The 19,697-nt window shown below is 37.3% G+C and carries 19 protein-coding genes and 1 tRNA gene; 10 read left to right on the forward strand and 10 right to left on the reverse strand.

Annotated features, from left to right (window positions below):
• The first annotated feature begins 99 nt into the window (after positions 1-99).
• The 4 genes from N784_RS15940 (at position 100) to lepB (ending at position 3,882) form a co-directional block, all read left to right on the forward strand.
• Positions 100-450, forward strand: a complete 351-nt coding sequence (locus tag N784_RS15940) for a hypothetical protein (protein ID WP_052127164.1) — start codon at positions 100-102, stop codon at positions 448-450.
• Positions 451-666: 216 nt separating this feature from the next.
• Positions 667-2,823 carry a DUF1430 domain-containing protein gene (locus tag N784_RS06355; RefSeq protein WP_036833430.1) on the forward strand — a complete coding sequence of 719 codons (2,157 nt, stop codon included), beginning with the start codon at positions 667-669 and terminating at the stop codon, positions 2,821-2,823.
• A 4-nt stretch (positions 2,824-2,827) separates the two neighbouring features.
• Positions 2,828-3,445: a putative bacteriocin export ABC transporter gene (locus N784_RS06360; RefSeq protein WP_036833431.1), complete on the forward strand. Its 618-nt coding sequence runs from the start codon at positions 2,828-2,830 to the stop codon at positions 3,443-3,445.
• Positions 3,430-3,882: a signal peptidase I gene (lepB, locus tag N784_RS06365; protein ID WP_036833433.1), complete on the forward strand. Its 453-nt coding sequence runs from the start codon at positions 3,430-3,432 to the stop codon at positions 3,880-3,882. Before N784_RS06360 ends, lepB begins: the two co-directional genes overlap by 16 nt.
• A gap of 221 nt (positions 3,883-4,103) precedes the next feature.
• Here the strand turns inward: lepB and N784_RS06370 are convergent, their stop codons facing one another.
• The 10 genes from N784_RS06370 to N784_RS06415 all read right to left on the reverse strand — a co-directional run bounded on the left by N784_RS06370 (position 4,104) and on the right by N784_RS06415 (position 14,520).
• Entirely contained in the window at positions 4,104-4,883 is a 780-nt protein-coding gene (locus N784_RS06370) for an arylamine N-acetyltransferase family protein (RefSeq protein WP_036833434.1), read from the reverse strand.
• A gap of 126 nt (positions 4,884-5,009) precedes the next feature.
• The gene (locus N784_RS06375; RefSeq protein ID WP_052127165.1) at positions 5,010-6,371 is read right to left on the reverse strand and encodes an MBL fold metallo-hydrolase; all 1,362 of its coding nucleotides are present in this window, start codon (positions 6,369-6,371) and stop codon (positions 5,010-5,012) included.
• A 107-nt stretch (positions 6,372-6,478) separates the two neighbouring features.
• Entirely contained in the window at positions 6,479-7,813 is a 1,335-nt protein-coding gene (locus N784_RS06380) for an ABC transporter substrate-binding protein (protein WP_036833438.1), read from the reverse strand.
• A 107-nt stretch (positions 7,814-7,920) separates the two neighbouring features.
• Positions 7,921-8,745 (reverse strand): carbohydrate ABC transporter permease, encoded by an 825-nt coding sequence (locus tag N784_RS06385; RefSeq protein WP_036833439.1) that lies wholly within the window; start codon positions 8,743-8,745, stop codon positions 7,921-7,923.
• 15 nt (positions 8,746-8,760) lie between these two features.
• Positions 8,761-9,654 carry a carbohydrate ABC transporter permease gene (locus N784_RS06390; protein WP_036833440.1) on the reverse strand — a complete coding sequence of 298 codons (894 nt, stop codon included), beginning with the start codon at positions 9,652-9,654 and terminating at the stop codon, positions 8,761-8,763.
• Complete coding sequence (locus N784_RS06395) at positions 9,644-10,732, reverse strand: ABC transporter ATP-binding protein (protein ID WP_052127166.1); 1,089 nt, start codon at positions 10,730-10,732, stop codon at positions 9,644-9,646. Before N784_RS06395 ends, N784_RS06390 begins: the two co-directional genes overlap by 11 nt.
• A gap of 319 nt (positions 10,733-11,051) precedes the next feature.
• Complete coding sequence (locus tag N784_RS06400; RefSeq protein WP_036833443.1) at positions 11,052-11,948, reverse strand: metal ABC transporter permease; 897 nt, start codon at positions 11,946-11,948, stop codon at positions 11,052-11,054.
• Positions 11,945-12,814 carry a metal ABC transporter permease gene (locus tag N784_RS06405; protein ID WP_036833445.1) on the reverse strand — a complete coding sequence of 290 codons (870 nt, stop codon included), beginning with the start codon at positions 12,812-12,814 and terminating at the stop codon, positions 11,945-11,947. The genes N784_RS06400 and N784_RS06405 overlap by 4 nt, the downstream gene beginning before the upstream one ends.
• A 5-nt stretch (positions 12,815-12,819) precedes the next feature.
• The gene (locus N784_RS06410; protein ID WP_036833446.1) at positions 12,820-13,569 is read right to left on the reverse strand and encodes a metal ABC transporter ATP-binding protein; all 750 of its coding nucleotides are present in this window, start codon (positions 13,567-13,569) and stop codon (positions 12,820-12,822) included.
• Positions 13,570-13,590: 21 nt separating this feature from the next.
• On the reverse strand, positions 13,591-14,520 hold the full coding sequence (locus N784_RS06415) for a metal ABC transporter solute-binding protein, Zn/Mn family (protein ID WP_036833447.1): 930 nt from the start codon (positions 14,518-14,520) through the stop codon (positions 13,591-13,593).
• A 247-nt stretch (positions 14,521-14,767) separates the two neighbouring features.
• On the opposite strand from N784_RS06415, the gene N784_RS17185 reads away from it, so the two are divergent.
• From N784_RS17185 to N784_RS06445, 6 genes are all read left to right on the forward strand, one after another.
• The gene (locus tag N784_RS17185) at positions 14,768-15,028 is read left to right on the forward strand and encodes a hypothetical protein (RefSeq protein WP_332307844.1); all 261 of its coding nucleotides are present in this window, start codon (positions 14,768-14,770) and stop codon (positions 15,026-15,028) included.
• A gap of 20 nt (positions 15,029-15,048) precedes the next feature.
• Positions 15,049-15,270 carry a bacteriocin immunity protein gene (locus N784_RS06425; RefSeq protein ID WP_036833448.1) on the forward strand — a complete coding sequence of 74 codons (222 nt, stop codon included), beginning with the start codon at positions 15,049-15,051 and terminating at the stop codon, positions 15,268-15,270.
• Between the two features lie 663 nt (positions 15,271-15,933).
• Positions 15,934-16,007 (forward strand) — tRNA-Gly (locus N784_RS06430).
• A 146-nt stretch (positions 16,008-16,153) separates the two neighbouring features.
• On the forward strand, positions 16,154-17,860 hold the full coding sequence (locus tag N784_RS06435) for an ABC-ATPase domain-containing protein (protein WP_036833584.1): 1,707 nt from the start codon (positions 16,154-16,156) through the stop codon (positions 17,858-17,860).
• 34 nt (positions 17,861-17,894) lie between these two features.
• Positions 17,895-19,037, forward strand: a complete 1,143-nt coding sequence (gene queG, locus N784_RS06440; protein ID WP_036833449.1) for a tRNA epoxyqueuosine(34) reductase QueG — start codon at positions 17,895-17,897, stop codon at positions 19,035-19,037.
• Between the two features lie 132 nt (positions 19,038-19,169).
• Entirely contained in the window at positions 19,170-19,694 is a 525-nt protein-coding gene (locus tag N784_RS06445) for a methylated-DNA--[protein]-cysteine S-methyltransferase (protein ID WP_036833450.1), read from the forward strand.
• Positions 19,695-19,697 lie beyond the last annotated feature (3 nt).

The raw sequence follows: 19,697 nt of genomic DNA on the forward strand, positions 1-19,697 counted from the left end.
CTGATGAACCTTTTTAATGTAATGTTTACTTTTTTAAGGATTCTCTATATAATTTAACTTAGTGCGTATTCCAATTAATGTATTAAAAGGGAATGGATATTGAATAGAATCTTTTTAGTGAAAGTAAGACAGTTTTCAAAAGCCTTGGTGATAGGTTCTGCTTTATCCCTAGGTATGTTTATTTGTGTTAGCGTTAACACAACAACTGCCGAAGCGATAACTAGTGGCTATGTTGATAAAGGGGATAAAAAGGGTTATTGGATACGTGGAAAGAAAGATGGGAACGTTTATTCAAAGTATAAAAACTATAAAATGGAAGACAGAGCTTCTGTTGTAAATGGAGCGGGAGACACGGATACAAGTGGATGGAAATCTCCTGATACTTATGGCGTAGCGAAAAGAGATTGGACATTCTGGGGTACTAATAAAACATATTACAATTACAAATAGATGTAAATATTAGTTGACAATCTACTGTTTTTAAATATTTAGACGAAAAAAATAGTTGGTTTGGCCTGAGTTAGGGGAAGAGTGATAGTCTTGTAAGCTAAGAGTTTTTTGTAGCTTAGTGTATACTTCCTCAATTCACTAGCCAAACCAACTATTAATCAGGATGTTTATTGTATAAATAGCTAGAACATATTTATCACGTTGAGGAGAATAACTATGAAAAAGGTCATGTATTTGTTAATAACATTTCAAATTATTTATGCTACTGTAATTATGTTCGCTTTTTTTCAAAAAGATAAAATGGATGAATTATTGTACGATGATTCAATACCGGTTTCTATATTTGTCGATCCTAGTATTGACCAAAAAGAGTATTTCAACTTTATTAATGAGTTATCAGTTGACTTTGATATACCTATCTCTAAATATGTATATCGAGAGGATAACAAGTTAATTGTTTTTACTACTAATTCGAGTTTAAATGGAAAAGTTAAATTGAAAAATGGGAATTATATTTCGGAAAACGACCCAAGTACTTATTTTCTATCCACGTCTGATTCAAATAACGATAAACAAATTGGAACAATAAAGCAACCAGTATCTTCAAGAGAAATTATGATTAAGGATTTTAGAGAAGTTAACAATTTCGGTCTAAATGGAATGTACACTTTTAACTCTCAAAATGTTAAGCAAGTCAATAAAATGGTGAAAGAAATTAATAAGCAATATGGTGAGGCAAAAATAGAGACATCAATAGGAAGCGTTGCAAATGAACCTGATATTTCTGTTGTTGTTAATCTAGCTATTATTTCAATATTTATTTTTATTTCAGTTGTGTACTATTTCATTAGTCAATTTAAAATGTTATCCGTTAAGAAGATAAATGGATATTCTATTTTTGATTTACAAATGGAATTTATAAATCAAATCACAAAGGTTTTCAGTATAGCTGCCATTACAGTATACGTCTTTTCATTTTTATATTTCTTAGTTCAGAGAGACTTTGATTACTTCCTGAATTTCACATTGGTATACGTTATTATAATTATTATGGATGGTTTATTTCTACTTTTACCGACTTGCTTATTAACATTGTTCATTAACAAGATTGATATTATAGGTTCGATTAAAGGAAAGAAACCGTATAAGCTTACAACAACACTTAATTATTTCACAAAAATCTTATTTACTATACTCATTATCGTTGTAATTGACAGAGGATTGGAAAACTATGATGATTTAAATGGAAAGCTTGAACAATTAAATGATTGGGAGAGAACGGAAAACATATTTAAAACAGTTACTAAATATAATGGACAAACTGATTTGAAACAAGAACAAAAATCCAATCAACGATTAAAACAATTCTACATAGATATCGAGGAGGAATTAGGGGCATTTGTTATAGATTCCTCAAACTATTCTGAAGATGGTAACACGTATCTTTATGAGGATTATCCTGAATGCGAAGAATTTCCGTATAAACCAAACTGTGAGGCAATTACAGTCAATTTTAACTATTTTAAACATAACCCTATACATTCAATTAATGGGAACATAAAAGAACAGATGGAAATTGATGACAAAACACTTAACCTATTAGTGCCTGAAAAATATAAGAAAATTGAAAAACAACTTATTCCTATATACAAGGAATACTTTCATTTTCGAAAGGTGGAAGTTGAGAATATTTACAATGAAGAGATAGGTTTACCACTTAATGATACGAAAATGAAAGACTTAGATGTAAATATTATATATGTGAGAAATAATCAAACATACTTTACTTTCGATATTGATAAAGCGAAACTTGATAATAATGTTATTTTAGACCCTATTACAATAGTTGATACCGGCAATTTTGACGCTTCTGATTATAGTTCGTATATCTCTTCATCACTATATTTTGAAAGTAATCCAAACGACGGAGCATTTGAAAACTTAAATCCTTATATTCAAAAATATGGATTAGAATCAACGTTACAAAGTGTAGATTCTTTATATGAAGAGTACGGAAAAGAAATAAATGATATTAGAACAGAACAAAAGCAAATTTTAAAAGTGTTATCTCTTCTTATCCTCTCTAATATAGTTATTACCTACTATATTATTAGTATCTATTATGAAAGAAATAAAATAGGCTACTTTATAAAAAAAATAAATGGATATAATTTTCTCGATAATATAAAGAATTTATTGTTAATACTCTTTATCCTTAATTTCATTTCAACAGTGATAGGATCTCTTGTTTCCTTTAGTGCTGACATACTTATAATTATGTTTGGAATGCTGTTAGTGGAGTTGTTTATCACTTTACTAATTTCTAAAAGAATTGCTAGGAAAACAATCAACTCAGTAATTAAAGGGGGCTGAAACAATGATTGAAGTAAAAAATATAACAAAAAAATTAGGGGATAAATCGATTATAAAAAATTTTGATTTGAATATTGAAGAAAGTGATTTTGTTGCAATATGTGGTGAAAGCGGGAAAGGTAAGACAACCTTACTAAATATATTAGGATTATTAGAAAAAGTAGATTCAGGTGACGTTATTATCGATCAAATAAAAAACCCAAACAATAAAGAAATTCAACATATGCAACGGAAAAAATTTGGTTATTTGTTTCAAAACTTTGCTTTAATAGAGAATGAAACTGTAGCAAATAATTTGAATATATCTTTAAAATATCAAAAAAGGGTTGACAAGAAAAAAGAAATTAGTACTGCTCTTAAACAGGTTGGCTTAGAGGGATATGAGCGAAAAAAAGTGTTTCAATTAAGTGGTGGTGAGCAACAACGAGTTGCTTTGGCGAGAATAATACTAAAAGAATGTGAAGTAGTATTTGCCGATGAACCAACCGGTAATTTAGATCCAAAGAATAGAGATTTGGTTTTTGATATATTAAAAGATTTGAATCTACAAGGAAAGACGATAATATATGTAACTCACGATATTGAGTTAGCTAGGCGGGCAAATAAATGCATAAAATTGTAAGGAATATACTGATTCTGTTAACAGTTATAGCTATAGGCTATGTGTTATACAATTATGAAGTTGTGAAAGTTGAAGGGGAGTCAATGGCTCCCGCTATGGCATCAGGTGATTATGCTATAGCCCAAAAAAGTAGTGAAAATAGGCAATACCACTTTAATGATATCATCGTGTTTGAGCATGATGGCAAAACGCTAATAAAAAGGGTAATTGCAACAGCTGGGCAAGAGGTTGAAATATCGGATAACAAAGTCTATATAGATAATGTAGAATTTGTAGGAGGGGAATGTGGTGATCCTTGTAAAAATGAATCTTATGTATTAGAGGACAATGAATATTTTGTTATGGGAGATAATATTACTATAAGTACGGATAGTCGATATTTTGGCCCAATAAGAAAAAAAAATATACGATTTGAGATTGTATATTATGGTTTTTAAAAAATGACGAATTGTCTTGTAACGCTTAAAATGTGGCTGAAACAAAACACGGGCTCTTATTTTTAATTGCCAATTTTGTGTGTATTAACATACTATACCCTGTACCTACTCTGTCGTGTAACAAGGATGGGTTTTAGTATTGGATACTAATTGTTTATCTTAAATCTAATTCATAACAAAGAGGAAACCGCTTCTTCATGATACGGTTTCCTTTCGATTTCTCAAAGCTTTACACCAAAATATTGTTTTGCAAGTTGCGGAAATGCATCTTCATTAATCTTCTTCTTTGTCATTACGCCGTCAGTCCATTGGATGAAGTGGGTATTCGTTAAAAGGATGCGGCCTTGTGGGGTGAAGGCGGTGAGAAGCGGTCGTTTATTAAATGGTGATGCTTCATGTTTGGCTATGATTGTTTGAACTTCGTTTAATTCGGACAAGTGAGCTACTGGTTTCCTTGAATCGAAGGCATAGCCTATATGCCAATCGGTATGTTTGTGTTTTAGTTTCATTTCAAATATATAGTTACCGCTGCTAGTGTGCATTGGTGTAATTCGGAATGCTCCATTTTTTGATTGTACGGTTTCTCCTGTCAGTGGTATAGGTGTTAATGGTAGATTTCCGCCAAATCCTGTGTCTATTAAATAGGTTTGTTGTTGATGTTCGATTAGAATGGTTACGTGTGTTCTCCCTAAGTTTTGGAATGTTTCTCGTTCTTGGTCATACACATCGCCTCTAACTAGAGTAGCATGAAAGCCGTTTTCGATTAAGAAGAGATAAAGGATTGGATTCAATTCATAACAAAGACCACCGTTATGCTGCACGAGAATGTTGTTTGCTAGGTTTTCTTTTGTGATGTCGAGCATTCTATGTTCTATTATGGCTAAGTTTTCGAAAGGGAGCGTTTGGGAAGCTCTGTCTAGAATGGTTGGTAATTGATCGAACGAAATGGTTACGTTGTTTGAGATTGCTAGTCGTTTACGAAATGGAGTATTAATATTCATCTTCTTCTCCTTTATGTTCGAATGGTACGTTTATCATACGTGCTTGCTCTCCTTGTTAGCAAGTGAATCGTTTGAGTATTGGTATAAAACAAAAGGATGATGCGAGGTTGCATCATCCATCTTTTTTTAATTTATTGCGGTAAGTTTGCCACTGTTGATGGTGTAGGTAGTGTTTTGCTCTGGTAAATACACAGCTTGATGATCATTGATTGGTTTCACTAACTCAGGATGGAAGCTATGCCATGGAATGAGAAGCTTTGGGTTTATTCGGTCGATTATTGCTAGAATGTCTTCGTTAGTTGCATGTCCAGAAATATTTAATGAGTGATATGACATGTCGAGCATTTCGAGGAATGCGTGCATCGTATTAAAGGCTGGGTCAAAAGCTCCCAGTGGCATGCCATTACTATGTATATATAAGCTGTCTTGAAGATTGAAGTCTAGTAAGTTCATCATGCGGTCGTAACTGTTTTGCAACACATATTGTCCTGGTTGTTTATTAATGTCATTGTTTGTCACTTGTGTGTACTTCTCTGTTAGTGCTTTGTGCCAATGTGTATGCGGCATGCTCGTGTGATAGATGGCGAAATCGCCTTGCTCCAGAAAGCAATCTGCCACGTATGCTGTTTCTGGTTCGAATACAATCGTACGACTTGCTTGTTGGGCAGCAGTTACGAAATGGTTTAACCGATCGATGTTTCGGTGGTAGATGTTGAATGTGACGAGTCCTTTTGTTTCATGAAGTAGTTCTGTTGTAAGTGCTCGGATGTCTCTTTCGCTTATCCCTTTCTTTTCTGCTTGGTTTCCTTCGTCTGGAAAGAATGTAGTTCCTTCCATTAATAAAAGGTCGATATCTTTGCTTGTCATGTCATTAATCCACGCGTCGTTCCATTCGGGATGCTGACCGTGCATACGGATATCTCCTGAGTTGACAATCGTCGCATCAGGCGTTTCGATTAGAAAGGCGCTTGCACCGATAATGTCGTGATCCACGCGATAAGGTGTAACGGTAATTTCTCCAACATGAATCGGTTCGTTGAATGTATAATCTCGGACTGGTGGTGTTCTCTGTAACGCTTCCCCGATGTCATTTAACGTTTCGAAAAGTTGTTTCGATGGTTGTGACATATAAATAGGTAGTTCTCGACTTAATGTATCTACGGCTCCAATGTGATCTAAATGCAAATGGGAAATGAATACACTCGTGTTGTACGGTGATGCTTCAAAGGAAAGTGGTTTTGTCATGTTATATGAGCTTCCTTGTAAGTCTTGCTCTGCGTAGATGCCGTCTATGTGTGGGATAGCTCCAATTTTTAATTTGTCTAAAACAAATGAATCCGTTCGATCGTCATGTTGAGGAATCGCTTGAACAGGGTCATAAATAAGACCAAAGTCAAAGATGATTCGATCGTTACCGTACCGAATTTCTGCTATATTGCCCCCAATGGTACGAAGTCCTCTCCAAAATGTAATCGTCGTTCTGTTCATGTCAAACACTCCAATGTGTATTTCTTATTGATGAATAGGAAAGGCGAGGTTATCCCCCGCCTTTTCCGTTATTAAGATGATTCGCTATGGGTTATTTCTTGACTATCTTATTTTTTCAGCTCTTCGTTTGAGCGTTCTTGTGCGCTTGTTAAGCCATCCTCAACTGTCTTCTCACCAAGAACGATTTTGTCTAGCTCTTCAAGAACGATGTTACGAACAGCGTCTCCACCAGTTACACGAGCTGTGAAGAATCCAGTATCTACTTGCTGAGATGCAGCAGCATATGCAGGATTTTCTTCTAAGAATGTTTTGTATTCTTCTAATTCAAGTGCAGAAGAACGTACAGGTAGATAGCCTGATTTCATTGCCCACTCTGCTGTTACTTCAGGGCTCGTTAAGTATTTCATGAATTTCCATGCCGCTTCTTTTTCAGCATCTTCTGATTGGTTGAACATGACAATATCGTTACCAGCGAAAGTAGTCGCGCCTTCCCCTTCCCAAGTTGGATTGGTTGTAACACCCCACTCTAATCCTTCTTCAGCAGCCCCAGCAATGTGCGGGATACCTGCGGAAGAACCAATGTACATGGCTACATCCCCACGACCAAATGGGTTGGACATGTATTGGTCTTCGCCGGCAGTACGTGCAATACCTTCTTGAATCATATCATTAATGAATGTCATTGCTTCGATACCTTTTTCGGATGCAAATTGTGCTTCTTTCGCTTCTTCATCAATGTAAGTACCGCCTAATTGCTTAAGGATTGCTTGGAATTCAGCTTCAAAGGAGTTCTCGAAGCCCATACCAATTACGTTATCTTTCGTAACTGCTTCGGAGATTTCACGAACATCTTGCCATGTTTCTGGAACGTCAAATCCATTCTCTTCAAGGATTGTTTTGTTATAGAACATCACGCGCGTACTCTTACTAAATGGTACACTGTAGTATGTGTCGTCCCACTTACTTGATTCACGAAAAATTTCCATGAAATCGTTACGCTCATCTTCTGATAAACCAATTTCTTCATCTTCCATATACGTGTTTAATGGTTCTACGAAATCGTTGTTAATATACTCAGGGATGACGCCTGTAACAGCTTGGGACATTGTTGGTAGTGTTTTCGCTTTAGCGGAAGCCATGATTTTCTGTTCAAGATCATCGTAGCCACCTTGGTTTACTGCTTTTACTGTAATCGATTCATTCTCACTGTTGAATGTCTCAACGAAAGATTGTAGTGCTTCTTCGTGTGGACCGCTCATCGCGTGCCAGAATTCAATTTCTACTGGTTCAGATGTTTCTTCATTATCTTTATTTTCTTCTGTTTTCTCTGCATCTTTCGCTTCTTTATCTTCGGTAGAAGTCGTATCTTCTCCAGAACATGCACTTAATACTAACAAGAAAAATAAGCTCAAAATCGTTGTTAACAGAAAACGCTTTTTCATAATTTGTACTCCCCCAAAATTGTAAGTATTGTTAAGAAACGTATGAATCAACTACTTCCAACCTGCACGTGTAATGAGCGGCGTCACCCCCTTTAATAGTAAGTAAGTTATCCTTTTAATCCTGCTCTAGTAACACCAGCGACGATGTATTTCTGCATTAGGAAGAAGATAATTACCATCGGCAGTATAACCATTGCGGATGCTGCCATGAGAAGGCCGTATTGAATGCCGGCTTCTGTTGTAAATGCGGTTAATCCGACTGGTAATGTGCGCATTTCAGTTGAGTTCGTCATTATAAGAGGCCATAGGAATGAGTTCCAGCTACCGATAATTTTAAGTAGAGCGATGGTGATAAGTGCTGGCTTCGCTAACGGCACCATGACATACCAGAGAAACTTAAATTCACTACAACCATCTACTTTGGCTGCGTATGAAAGTTCTTTTGGAATGCCTAAGAAGAACTGTCGTAATAAGAAAATCGCGAAGATACTTGCCGTCCAAGGAATGATTAGCGCTTTGTACGTATCAATCCATCCAAGGTCGGATAATGTTACGAAGTTAGGAATCATTAATACCTCACTTGGCACCATCATCGTACCGAGTAGAATGGCAAATACGACATCACGTCCATAAAAGTTAATTCTAGAGAAGGCGTATGCGGCTAATATGGTTGTAATTAATTCACCTAATGTACTTAATATGGTAATAATGACACTGTTGACGAAATAGCGACCAAAAGGAGCGATTTCTGTTGCTTCCGTGTAATTCTCCCAATGTAACTCAGAAGGGATCCAAACCGGAGGGAGTGCCATAACTTCGTTCGGCGCTTTAAGTGATGTGCTAATCATCCAAATGAATGGAAGAAGCATTAAGATAGCCCCGAACGATAATAGAATGTAGATGGTACTTTTAGATAAGGCTTCTTTTCGCACGGTATTCTCCCCCTTTTAATTGTAATGAACGAACTTCTTTCCTAATACGAGTTGGATAATCGTAAAGAGGAAGATGATGATAAAGAGTACAAAGGCTGCTGCTGATGCTAGACCAAATTGCCACTCTTCATAGAATTTCTGATAAATGTAATACACAACGGTTAACGCACTGTTTCCCGGTCCAGGTCTGCCGTCAAATAGTGCGAAGATTTCATCGAATACTTTAAAACCGTTTATTATCGAAATTATCGACACGAAAAACAGTGTAGGGGAAAGTAAAGGTAACGTTACGGACTTGAAACGATGCCATGCGGACGCTCCATCTACTTTCGCAGCTAAATAATATTGTTCATCAATCGTCTGAAGGCCGGCTAGCATAATCATGATGTTAAACCCGAGACCTTTCCACACGCTAACGATAATTAATGCTGGCATCGCATATTGCGGATCGCGGAGCCAGGCGATAGGATCGATTCCGAACCAACTTAGAAAATAGTTTAATAGACCGTAATCATAGTGAAAGATCCAACTCCATACAATTGAGATAGCAACAACAGATGTTACATACGGTAAGAAATAGATTGTACGGAAGGCTCCTCTAAATTTTATTTTGCTATTGAGGAATAGAGAAATAATAAGAGAAAGTACGATAGACAATGGTACGACACCTATGACGAAGATAACGGTGTTTACAATCGCAATGCGAAAGTTCGGATCTTGAAAAATTTCTACGAAGTTTCCGAAGCCATATGCAAATACTTCACCAGTAAAGAAATCGAAGTCAGTATACAAACTCATTACAAAGGACTTAATGATTGGATAAATGTTAAAGGTAATCAATATAAGTAAGGCTGGTAATAAGTAAAGATATCCCTTTAACGTACTCTTCTTCGTTGGGTTAAGATCCATTCCCACTTCCTCCTTCATGAGAAGTGAGTCTGATGCCTGTCTCTGTATTAAAGTAGTGAATGTTCTCCTCTTTGATGCCTAAGTAGCACGTTTGGCCCACTTGAATAGTTGCATCAGGATGAATGAGTGCACGAACTGTCTCTTCTTGTAATTGAACACGTATCATCGTATCTCGTCCAATGGTTTCCATATGGATCACTTGACCAGAAATAAGGTGATTTTCTTTAGAACTAACGTATAAATCTTCAGGACGTAAGCCGATAGTTACATCCCTTTGTTCAGCAGCAAGGATTTGTTTCGTTTGGTTGTATGTATGTAAGTGTAGCTTTTCTTGCGTTTGTCCGTGTTTCGTTTCTATTAAATTAATAGGAGGATTCCCTAAGAATTTAGCAGCGAATCGGTTACAAGGGTAGCGGTACATGGATTGTGGTTTACTATGCTGCTGAATCACGCCGTCTTTCATTAGTAATACATGATCTGAAATACTTAATGCTTCTTCTTGGTCGTGTGTGACAAACACAGCTGTAATGCCAATTTCTTGTTGTATGCGGCGAATCTCTTCTCTCATCTCTAGTCGAAGTCTTGCATCTAAATTGGATAACGGTTCATCTAGTAACAGTAGTTTTGGTTCTTTGACGAGCGCGCGGGCAATAGCTACACGTTGTTGTTGACCACCTGATAGTTGCCCAGGCTTACGGTCTTGTAAGTGCTCAATATGCATCAGCTTTGTCATGGCTTGTGCACGTTCTTTCGCTTCTTTCTTAGGTACTTTCTCCATGCGAAGCGGGAACATGATATTCTTTAAAACGGAAAGGTGAGGATAGAGAGCATAGCTTTGAAAAACCATTCCAATCTTACGGTCTTCTGCTTCCATATTCGTAACGTTTTTATCTCCAAAGTAAATGTCTCCTGAAGTAGGCTTATACAAACCGGAAAGTAACATGAGTGTCGTACTTTTACCACAGCCACTCGGTCCTAGTAAAGAAACAAGTTGTCCGCTCTTGATCGTTGTATTAATATTCTGTACCGCATAGACATCTTGAAATTTCATCGTTATATTACGTAGATGTATATCCATTTATGTCCTCCTAATGATTAGCGTAATTAAAAGTGCCTTATGAATTCTTTCTCATATCTAACACACTTCAAATAGTAAGCAAGAAATATTAAATGAACATTGATTTATTGTAAATAGACTGTAAATAATGTGCGTATTTTTGTTAATTGTGTTATGGTGTAATGTTAGGCTATATGTGTTTATAGATGGTGTTAGCTTTGTGAGAACTAGTTGTGCCTCCATTTATTGAAGAAATAATAAGCAGGGTACAGGGGGAATTATAAAATCAACAAAAAAGGAACCTCCTAGCGTTAAGCGTTAGGAGGTTCCTTTCTAGAATTTATGCACTAACTTTTTGTTGTTCTTGTTGCAGTTGTTTACGCCTCAACCATTTAGCTACCATGCCATGTTTTGGACTAAGCATAAATGTCGCTGTAAAGATGAGTCCAGTTGCGACTGCCATGGAACCTGAAATAGATACGTTAAATGTAAGAGCCATTCCATATCCTAAAAAGGCAGATAAAGCACCAATACCTCCGCTTAGAATCAGCATCATGCCGAATCGATCGGTTAACAAGTAGGCGGTTGCTCCTGGTACGATGAGCATGGCAACAACTAAGATCGCTCCTACACTATCAAAGGAAGCAACAGTGGAAAATGATACCATTGTCATAAGCATGTAATGAATAAACATGACAGGCACCCCAATGGAAATAGCCATTGCTGGGTCGAAGGTACTTATTTTAATTTCTTTATAGAATAATAGGATAAGAGTTAGGTTGAACAGTAGTACGCCGCCTAACATCCATACAGCCACTGGTCCATAGCTATTGCCATTAATGATGAGCGTATCCCAAGGGGTGAAAGCAATCTCTCCCATTAACGCATGGTTAACGTCGAGGTGCACATTATCCCCGATAAACGAGATTAACACGACACCTAAGGCAAATAGGGAAGTGAACACCACACCTATCGCAGCGTCAGATTGTACGCCACTTGAATCGAGCGCTTGCACCATAACTGCTGTTAATACCCCAACGATTGCAGCTCCAATTAACATCGGAAGGCCATTTAATGATTGGGTAACGAAAAAGGCTAATACGATTCCAAGTAATACGGTGTGACTAATCGCGTCAGCAATCATAGCCATTTTCCGTAGTACAAGTATTGCTCCGGTCACCCCGCACGTGATACCAACGAGGCTTCCAATAAGAAGAATCCATGCATCATAACTCATGCGTGGCGCACCACCTTTGTAATAAGACCTTTACGTGTTCCGAGTAATAAGGAAATGAGGAAAATCACTGACGCACACAATACGATGAGGGGACCAGTTGGTAATCCGTTCCCTATTGTGCTAATTAATGTACCAAACACACCAGACAATGCCCCAATAATTCCTGCCAAAAAACTCATCCGACCTAGCTGATCTGTCCAATATCGAGCAGCTAATGGGGGAGTAATTAATAAAGCTGCAATTAACACAACCCCAACCATTTGAATACCGACGACAACGATACCGACGACGAGTGCCATTAATACGCCATTTAATAAGTTTACTGGTAACCCAATACCTTTTGCATACAAAGGGTCAAAGATGGAGACTTTTAATTCTTTAAAGAACAAAGTAGATACAAGTAATATTACTACAGAACCTACAGCTATCACCTGAATATCACTTCGGACCATTGATGCTGCTTGCCCGAAAATAAACTCGTCAATTCCACTTTTATCCCCTGATGTATTTTGCGTAATATACGTAAGCAAGACGATTCCTAAACCGAATGAAACAGACAGCACTACACCTATGGCTGCATCTGTCTTAATGCGTGAGTGCTTGACGATAGCTTGAATTAAATAGGTTGAAATTAATCCTGTTACGGCTGCCCCGATTAAAAAGATAGGAGTTGATTTCTCGCCAATGACTAAGAAGGCAAGACATACTCCCGGCAATGTGGCGTGTGCCATTGCATCTCCTATTAAACTTTGTTTTTTTAATAATACGAAACTTCCAATTACGCCACTTGCAAATCCGAGAATAAGGGATCCCATTAAAACCCATTGTGTGTTTGCATTGGAGAGTAAGTATAGTAGGTTTTCCATATAGATCACCCTTTCTGAACGAGCATTGGACTATTGCCTAAGAAGGAAATCGCTCCTCCATACGTTTTTTCTAAATTATTTAGTGTGAATACTTTCTCGGTAGGACCACATTCAATCGGCTTTTTGTTTAATAATAAGCAATTGTCAAAGTAGTCACGGACGGTTTGCAAGTCATGATGCACGACTAATACCGTTTTTCCTTGCTCTTTCCATTCTTGTAATAGTTTCATAATCGCCTTTTCCGTTGCGGCATCGACACCCGCGAATGGTTCGTCCATGAAATAGATTTGTGCATCTTGAGCTAGTGCGCGTGCTAGGAATACTCGCTGTTGCTGTCCGCCAGATAATTGGCTAATTTGCCGATTAGCAAATGCTTTCATCCCGACTTTCTCTAAGCATTCGTATGCGAATTGTACTTCTTTCTTATTCGGACGTTTAAACATACCAATATGCCCATAACGGCCCATTAATACGACGTCTAACGCATTTGTTGGAAAATCCCAGTCGACTTCACTTCGTTGAGGGACGTAACCAATCAGTTTGCGCTGCTGTTTGTAAGGTTTACCATAAACTGTAACTTCTCCAGATAAACGCGGAATTAAGTGTAAAATTGCTTTAATTAATGTGGATTTACCAGCACCGTTCGGCCCAATAATACCGGTAAGTGTACCTTCTGGGATATTGAATTGTACGCCTTCTAATACTGGCTGTTTCTCATAGGTGACAGATATATTATTGACTTGTAATGCATGCATAGGGATGATGCTCCTTTCCTTTTATTTAAGTGAATTAACAATCGTATCAATATTGTGGGTAAACATACCGACATAAGTGCCTTCTTCTGTTCCTTCAGGGCCCATCGCATCAGAATAAATTTCTCCACCGATTTCTACTTCGTGTCCTTTATCTTTTGCGCCTTCAACTACTGCGTTGATCGCTTCATCGGAGACACTACTTTCAACAAATACAGCTTTAATATCTCGTTCTACTAATGTGTCAACAATGCGTTGAACGTCTTTTAAGCCAAATTCAGAATCTGTACTTAATCCTTGTAGCCCCATTACTTCAAAGCCATAAGCATCACCGAAATATTGAAAGGCATCATGAGCTGTTACCATCACGCGACTCTTCTCTGGTACTTCCTCAGCATTTTGTAGGGCGTACTCATGTAATTCATCTAGTTCTTTAGAGTATGCTTCTCTATTTTTCTCGTAATCTGCTTTGTTATCTGGGTCTAATTCAATTAATGCGTTTGTCACTTCCTCTACAGCGTATTGCCATAATTGAATATCAAACCAAACGTGTGGATCGGCTACTTCAGGATTTTCAGGATCGGCAGTAAGTTTTTCTTGTGGAATAGTTTCAGCGACTGCATAAGTAGGCTTTTCTTCCTGCATTTTCTCGAATATTTGATTCATTTGCCCTTCTAGATTAAGTCCGTTGTAATAAATTAAATCAGCATTTTCTAATTTATCGATATCACTAGGAACAGCTTCGTAGACGTGAGGGTCAACACCAGGTCCCATTAAACTTTCTACCTGTACATGCTCGCCACCAACATTTTTGGCGATATCACCGATTTGAGCAATTGTTGTTACAATATTGATTTTTCCTTCTGCATCGGATTGTGTTGCATTACCGCTTTCGTTTCCACAACCAGCTAGTAGGAAAAAAGGTACTAATAATAAGACAATTAATTTCTTCATGCTTTTTCATCTCCTTTTTGATTTCATGAAAATTGTTTCCCTGAGGCAAATTAAAGGTAAAAAAATTTTGAACACGTTAGGCTTAAAAAATTATATGTGTAGTAATACGCTGGTGTTCTTATTTTTGTACATTTAGCCAACACAACAAAAGTTTCCCTAGTGCAAAATATATAACGTTGGCCATAAATTGTCAACCTATTAATGAGAATATTGATTAATTGGAGAGGGAATATGTATTTGAATCCATTTGTTTATAGGGAAGTCAGTTGCAAACTCAAGTTTTGCGGAAGAGTTTAATAGCCGAAATGTTACAAGAATGTTAGAGGATGCACCAATTGCTCCTAAGCTTGAACATTATGGTAAACACAAGTCATATATACTTCATCATAAACAGCCTATAGATAAAGGCGGAGAAGTATATAATCTTGATAGTTTAATAATTACTTCACCAAAAATGCATCAAAACATCTTAGATCCAGCATATCATTTTTGGAAAAAAGGACATTGATTTAGGAAAGAGTGAATGTTATGGAAAATAAACTATCTAAAGAGGAATTAATTGAACTTGTAGAAAAAATATGTAATCCGAAGTTGTCTGATGGAGAAGTGAGTGAATATGTTGATATATTAAAAAGTAATGTACCTCATCCAGCTTCAAGTGACTTAATATTTTGGCATAATGAAGAGTTATCACCAGAGGAAATAGTAACAATTGCATTAGCATATGAAGAGAATGAAAAAGATAGATAGGTGTATAATGGCAATTTACAAAAGTAATAAAGTATAAAACTAATTTTTTTTAAAAAAATCACTCCTATAAAATAGAAGCCTCTAGGAAAATTAGTTTATTTATAGTTTGTTTTAATTGGGTTAATATTCAAATTATTAAAATTTAATTATTTAGATTTGATTTAATGGGAGGTTGTATACTATTGAATATTTTATGGAAAATTACCCGTCTTTTAATACTTGCCCTAGGTGTAGGGGTCGCTTTTAATTTTTTGAGGATTGGATGGAATATATAGGATTTATTGTGTTTGCAACAATTATCACGATTGTGTTAGATAAAATTGAAGAGAATAAAAATATAGAAAAAGAGAATTGATGTTGAGATTATTAGTGAACGGTTTATGACGGAAATCAAAACGTAGTCTTTTTGTATAGGAGAACCCTTTAAGTAAAATTCTGGTATACAACATTTAGGAGGTGCTTCCTTTTTTCTGTTTTTAACCCTTTGTCTCACAAGGGCTGATTAGTATGAAATTCATTCAATTACAAAAAATAATAAGATATTTCGACAAAATATTCATTATCCTATTGAATAAATGTTAATCCTTTGTTAAGATAGATTCTGTTATCAAATTTAAATGAATAGTTAAGACAGTTCTTTCTATTTATTAATAAAATACTAATGCGGGTGTAGTTTAGTGGTAAAACCTCAGCCTTCCAAGCTGATGATGAGGGTTCGATTCCCTTCACCCGCTCCATTGCAATTATAAGTTACCAACGCAGTGTTTCGTTTAGAGGTGTGAAAACGAAGCATTGCGTTTTTATTATGTTTTTATTCCTTTTGCTTGAAGGCGTGGAACACGTTACACTAAAACAAACAATGCAGTGGGAGAGATGAATGGAATTGAATACATTACAACAATTGTTGAGAAAAATAGATGGTAAGGGATATAAAGCGTATAAAGAGTTGCAAGGGCATTACACTTACAAAGGATATGAACTACGGTTTGATTATGTGCAGGGAGACCCGTTCGCATCTCCTTCTAAATTGAGAGTTATTATACCGAATAAATCTGTATATATCATGCCTGAGTGGAAGCAGACGCAATCAAGAAAAATATACACAGAAGATTTCATCGCACGAAGCGTATCGCAGGCTATTGCTCGGGATAAAACGTTTATTAAAGGTACAGGGAAAAGCGGTATGATTATGGTGGATACACCAGGACAAGAATTAATAGAACGTACAGCAGTAACGCTACATAAGGAAGAAATGGTACTTTGTCTTTCGATTGGATTACCTGCTAATGGTAGGAGGATCAACGGGAAAGAAGCGGAAAAGTTGCTTTTTCATGTAATACCAAATGTGTTAACTCACTCTGTTTTATCATTAAATGATCATGAAATCCAACGAACGTGCGAGCTTGCTGATCAACATGATACGATTCGAGCTAAAATGAAGGAAGAAAATTGGGTTGCATTTGTGGCTGATGGTTCTATTTTACCGAGGGAAAGTGGTATTAGCGATCGACCGTTACAACAGGCAGTACCTTTTCAAAGTCCAGAAGAGAATCGAGTATCCATCTCAATTCCTCACCAAGAACAACCAATTACTGGTATGGCGTTAAAGAAAGGGATAACACTCATTGTCGGTGGCGGATATCATGGGAAAAGTACACTATTGAAAGCAATAGAGCGCGGGGTATATCCTCATATTCGTGGAGATGGAAGAGAGTTTGTCCTTACAGATTTAAATGCTATGAAAGTGCGAGCAGAAGATGGAAGAGCGGTTACAACTGTAAACATCTCACCATTTATTAACGACTTGCCACATAAAGAAGATACGACACAATTTTCGACAGACAATGCGAGTGGGAGTACGTCACAAGCTGCAAACGTAATGGAAGCAATAGAGGCAGGTGCTTCAACGATATTAATGGATGAAGATACGAGTGCAACGAATTTCATGATTCGTGATGAGCGGATGCAATCGTTAGTAACAAAGGAAAAAGAGCCGATTACTCCGTTTATTGATCAAGTGAAGCCAATGAAAGACGAACTTGATGTGTCGACCATTCTTGTCATGGGTGGTTCTGGTGATTATTTTGACGTAGCAGATGAAGTGATTTTACTCGATCAATATGAGCCATTCAATGTGACAAATAAGGCGAAAAAAATTGCTGCAGCGCATCCGCAGAAGAGAAGGAAAGAAGTAGTGGTTCCGTTTCATTCATTTCCTAATCGGCATTTTCAATCTTCTAGCATTCAGAGTTATAAAGGGAAGAAATCGAAGGTACAAGCAAAAGGTCTTCATCATATTGTGATCGGGCAACAGGACCTTTCACTACATTTGGTCGAGCAAATGGTTCATTCCGCACAAACGAATACGATTGCGATGGTGCTTCAATATATGGAACGAAAAGGGTTGCTTAAGAAACGGCAAAGTCTACCTGATTTACTGGATAGGTTAGAGAAGCAAATGGATGAACAGGGTATGGCTTCTTTTGCGCCTTATCCCGAGCAACATCCAGGGGAACTCGCTCGCCCGCGTCGCTTCGAAATTGCAGCTGCTTTGAATCGCTTGCGCACGGCAAATGTAACGTTACTCTAAATGACATACAGTGAGGTAGAAAGGAGGGAAGAGGATGGATATTCAGCAATTGAAAGAAGATGTGATGCAGTACAGTAAAACGATTGGTATTGATAAGATTGGATTTACTTCTCCTGATGTGTTCACACAATTGAAAGAACGATTACGAGTGCAACAAGCGTTAGGTTATCAATCCGGCTTCGAAAAAGGGACAATAGAAGAAAGAACAGAGCCGAAATTGCATGTGCCTGAAGCGAAATCAATTATTTCCATTGCTTTAGCTTATCCTTCCAAATTAAAAGGTGCACCACGAAGTAAAAAAGGAGAGCGGCGGGGCATTTTCTGCCGAGCATCGTGGGGCGAAGATTATCATAATGTGTTAAATGACCGTTTAAATAAACTAGCTTCTTATTTACAAGAACGCTATCCGGAATTGCGCTGGAGGTCGATGGTTGATACAGGAGAGTTATCTGACCGAGCTGTCGCAGAACGAGCAGGTATTGGTTTTGTCGGCAAACATACAAACCTTATTACGGAAGAATTTGGTTCCTATGTGTATTTAGGGGAAATGATTACGAATATTCCTTTTCCCTCTGATGAGCTTGTCGAGGATAGCTGCGGAGATTGTACGATTTGTGTTGATGCCTGTCCGACAGGTGCGCTCGTCCAAGGCAATCAATTAAATGCGCAAAAGTGTATCGCTTTCTTAACACAAACGAAAGGATTTCTACCAGATCAATATCGCAGTGTAATTGGGAATCGGCTTTACGGGTGTGATACATGTCAAACCGTCTGTCCAAAAAATAAAAAGAAAGATTTTCATCTACACCAAGAGATGGAGCCAGAACCGGAAAAGGTAAAGCCATTATTAACGCCGTTATTGTCTATATCCAATCGACAATTTAAAGAGACATATGGGCAAATGTCTGGTTCATGGCGCGGGAAAAAGCCAATTCAACGTAATGCGATTTTGGCTCTTGCTCACTTCAAAGAGGAATCAGCAGTGGATGAATTAACGCGGTTAATGTTTGAAGATCCGCGGCCTGTTATTCGAGGTACGGCAGCTTGGGCTTTAGGGAAGATTGGTGTTGCCTCATCAGAAGAAGTTATTCGTAAAGCCCGCGCAACAGAGCGCGATGAAGATGTACGTGCTGAAATGGAAAAAGGTTTAGCTTTATTAAACGAATCTTCTCATTAGGCAACTGTCTATTCATAAGTAAAACTGTAACTTCTAGTTCAATTTTAGCATAAAGGTAAGGAATGCTTTCTTATTTCATGTGAAGCATGTACAATAATGTAAAATCTTATTTGTAAAGGGATGAGGATATATATGCGTGCCTTTTTATACTATAGTGAAATGGAATCTCCAGTAGGTCCTTTAACGTTAGTTGCTTCGGAGAAAGGATTATGTCGGATTGATTATGGAACGTTGCAAGATGTCGATACCAAGCTTAGGAATTGGGCTCGTAAGTACTTCTTGCGAGTGGAGTGGATCAATGATGATATGCCTTTCCAAACAGCTAAAGAGCAGCTCAAGGAGTATTTCGCTAAAGAAAGGATCGCATTTAACTTAGAATACGATTTGTATGGTACACCCTTTCAACAAAAAGTGTGGCAATCTTTAACGCATATTCCTTTAGGGGAAACACGCTCTTACAAAGATATTGCCATAAGCATACAAGCTCCTAAGGCAATTCGAGCTGTCGGAGGTGCCATTAATAAAAATCCCCTTTCCATTATTTATCCGTGCCATCGAGTGATTGGGAGCAACGGTGCTCTAGTTGGATATGCAGGCGGACTAGATAAAAAAGAACATTTATTAAATCATGAACAAGCAAAAGCTGTCTCTTTATAAAAG

The organism is Pontibacillus litoralis JSM 072002 (assembly GCF_000775615.1).
Taxonomy (GTDB): Bacteria; Bacillota; Bacilli; order Bacillales; family BH030062; genus Pontibacillus; species Pontibacillus litoralis.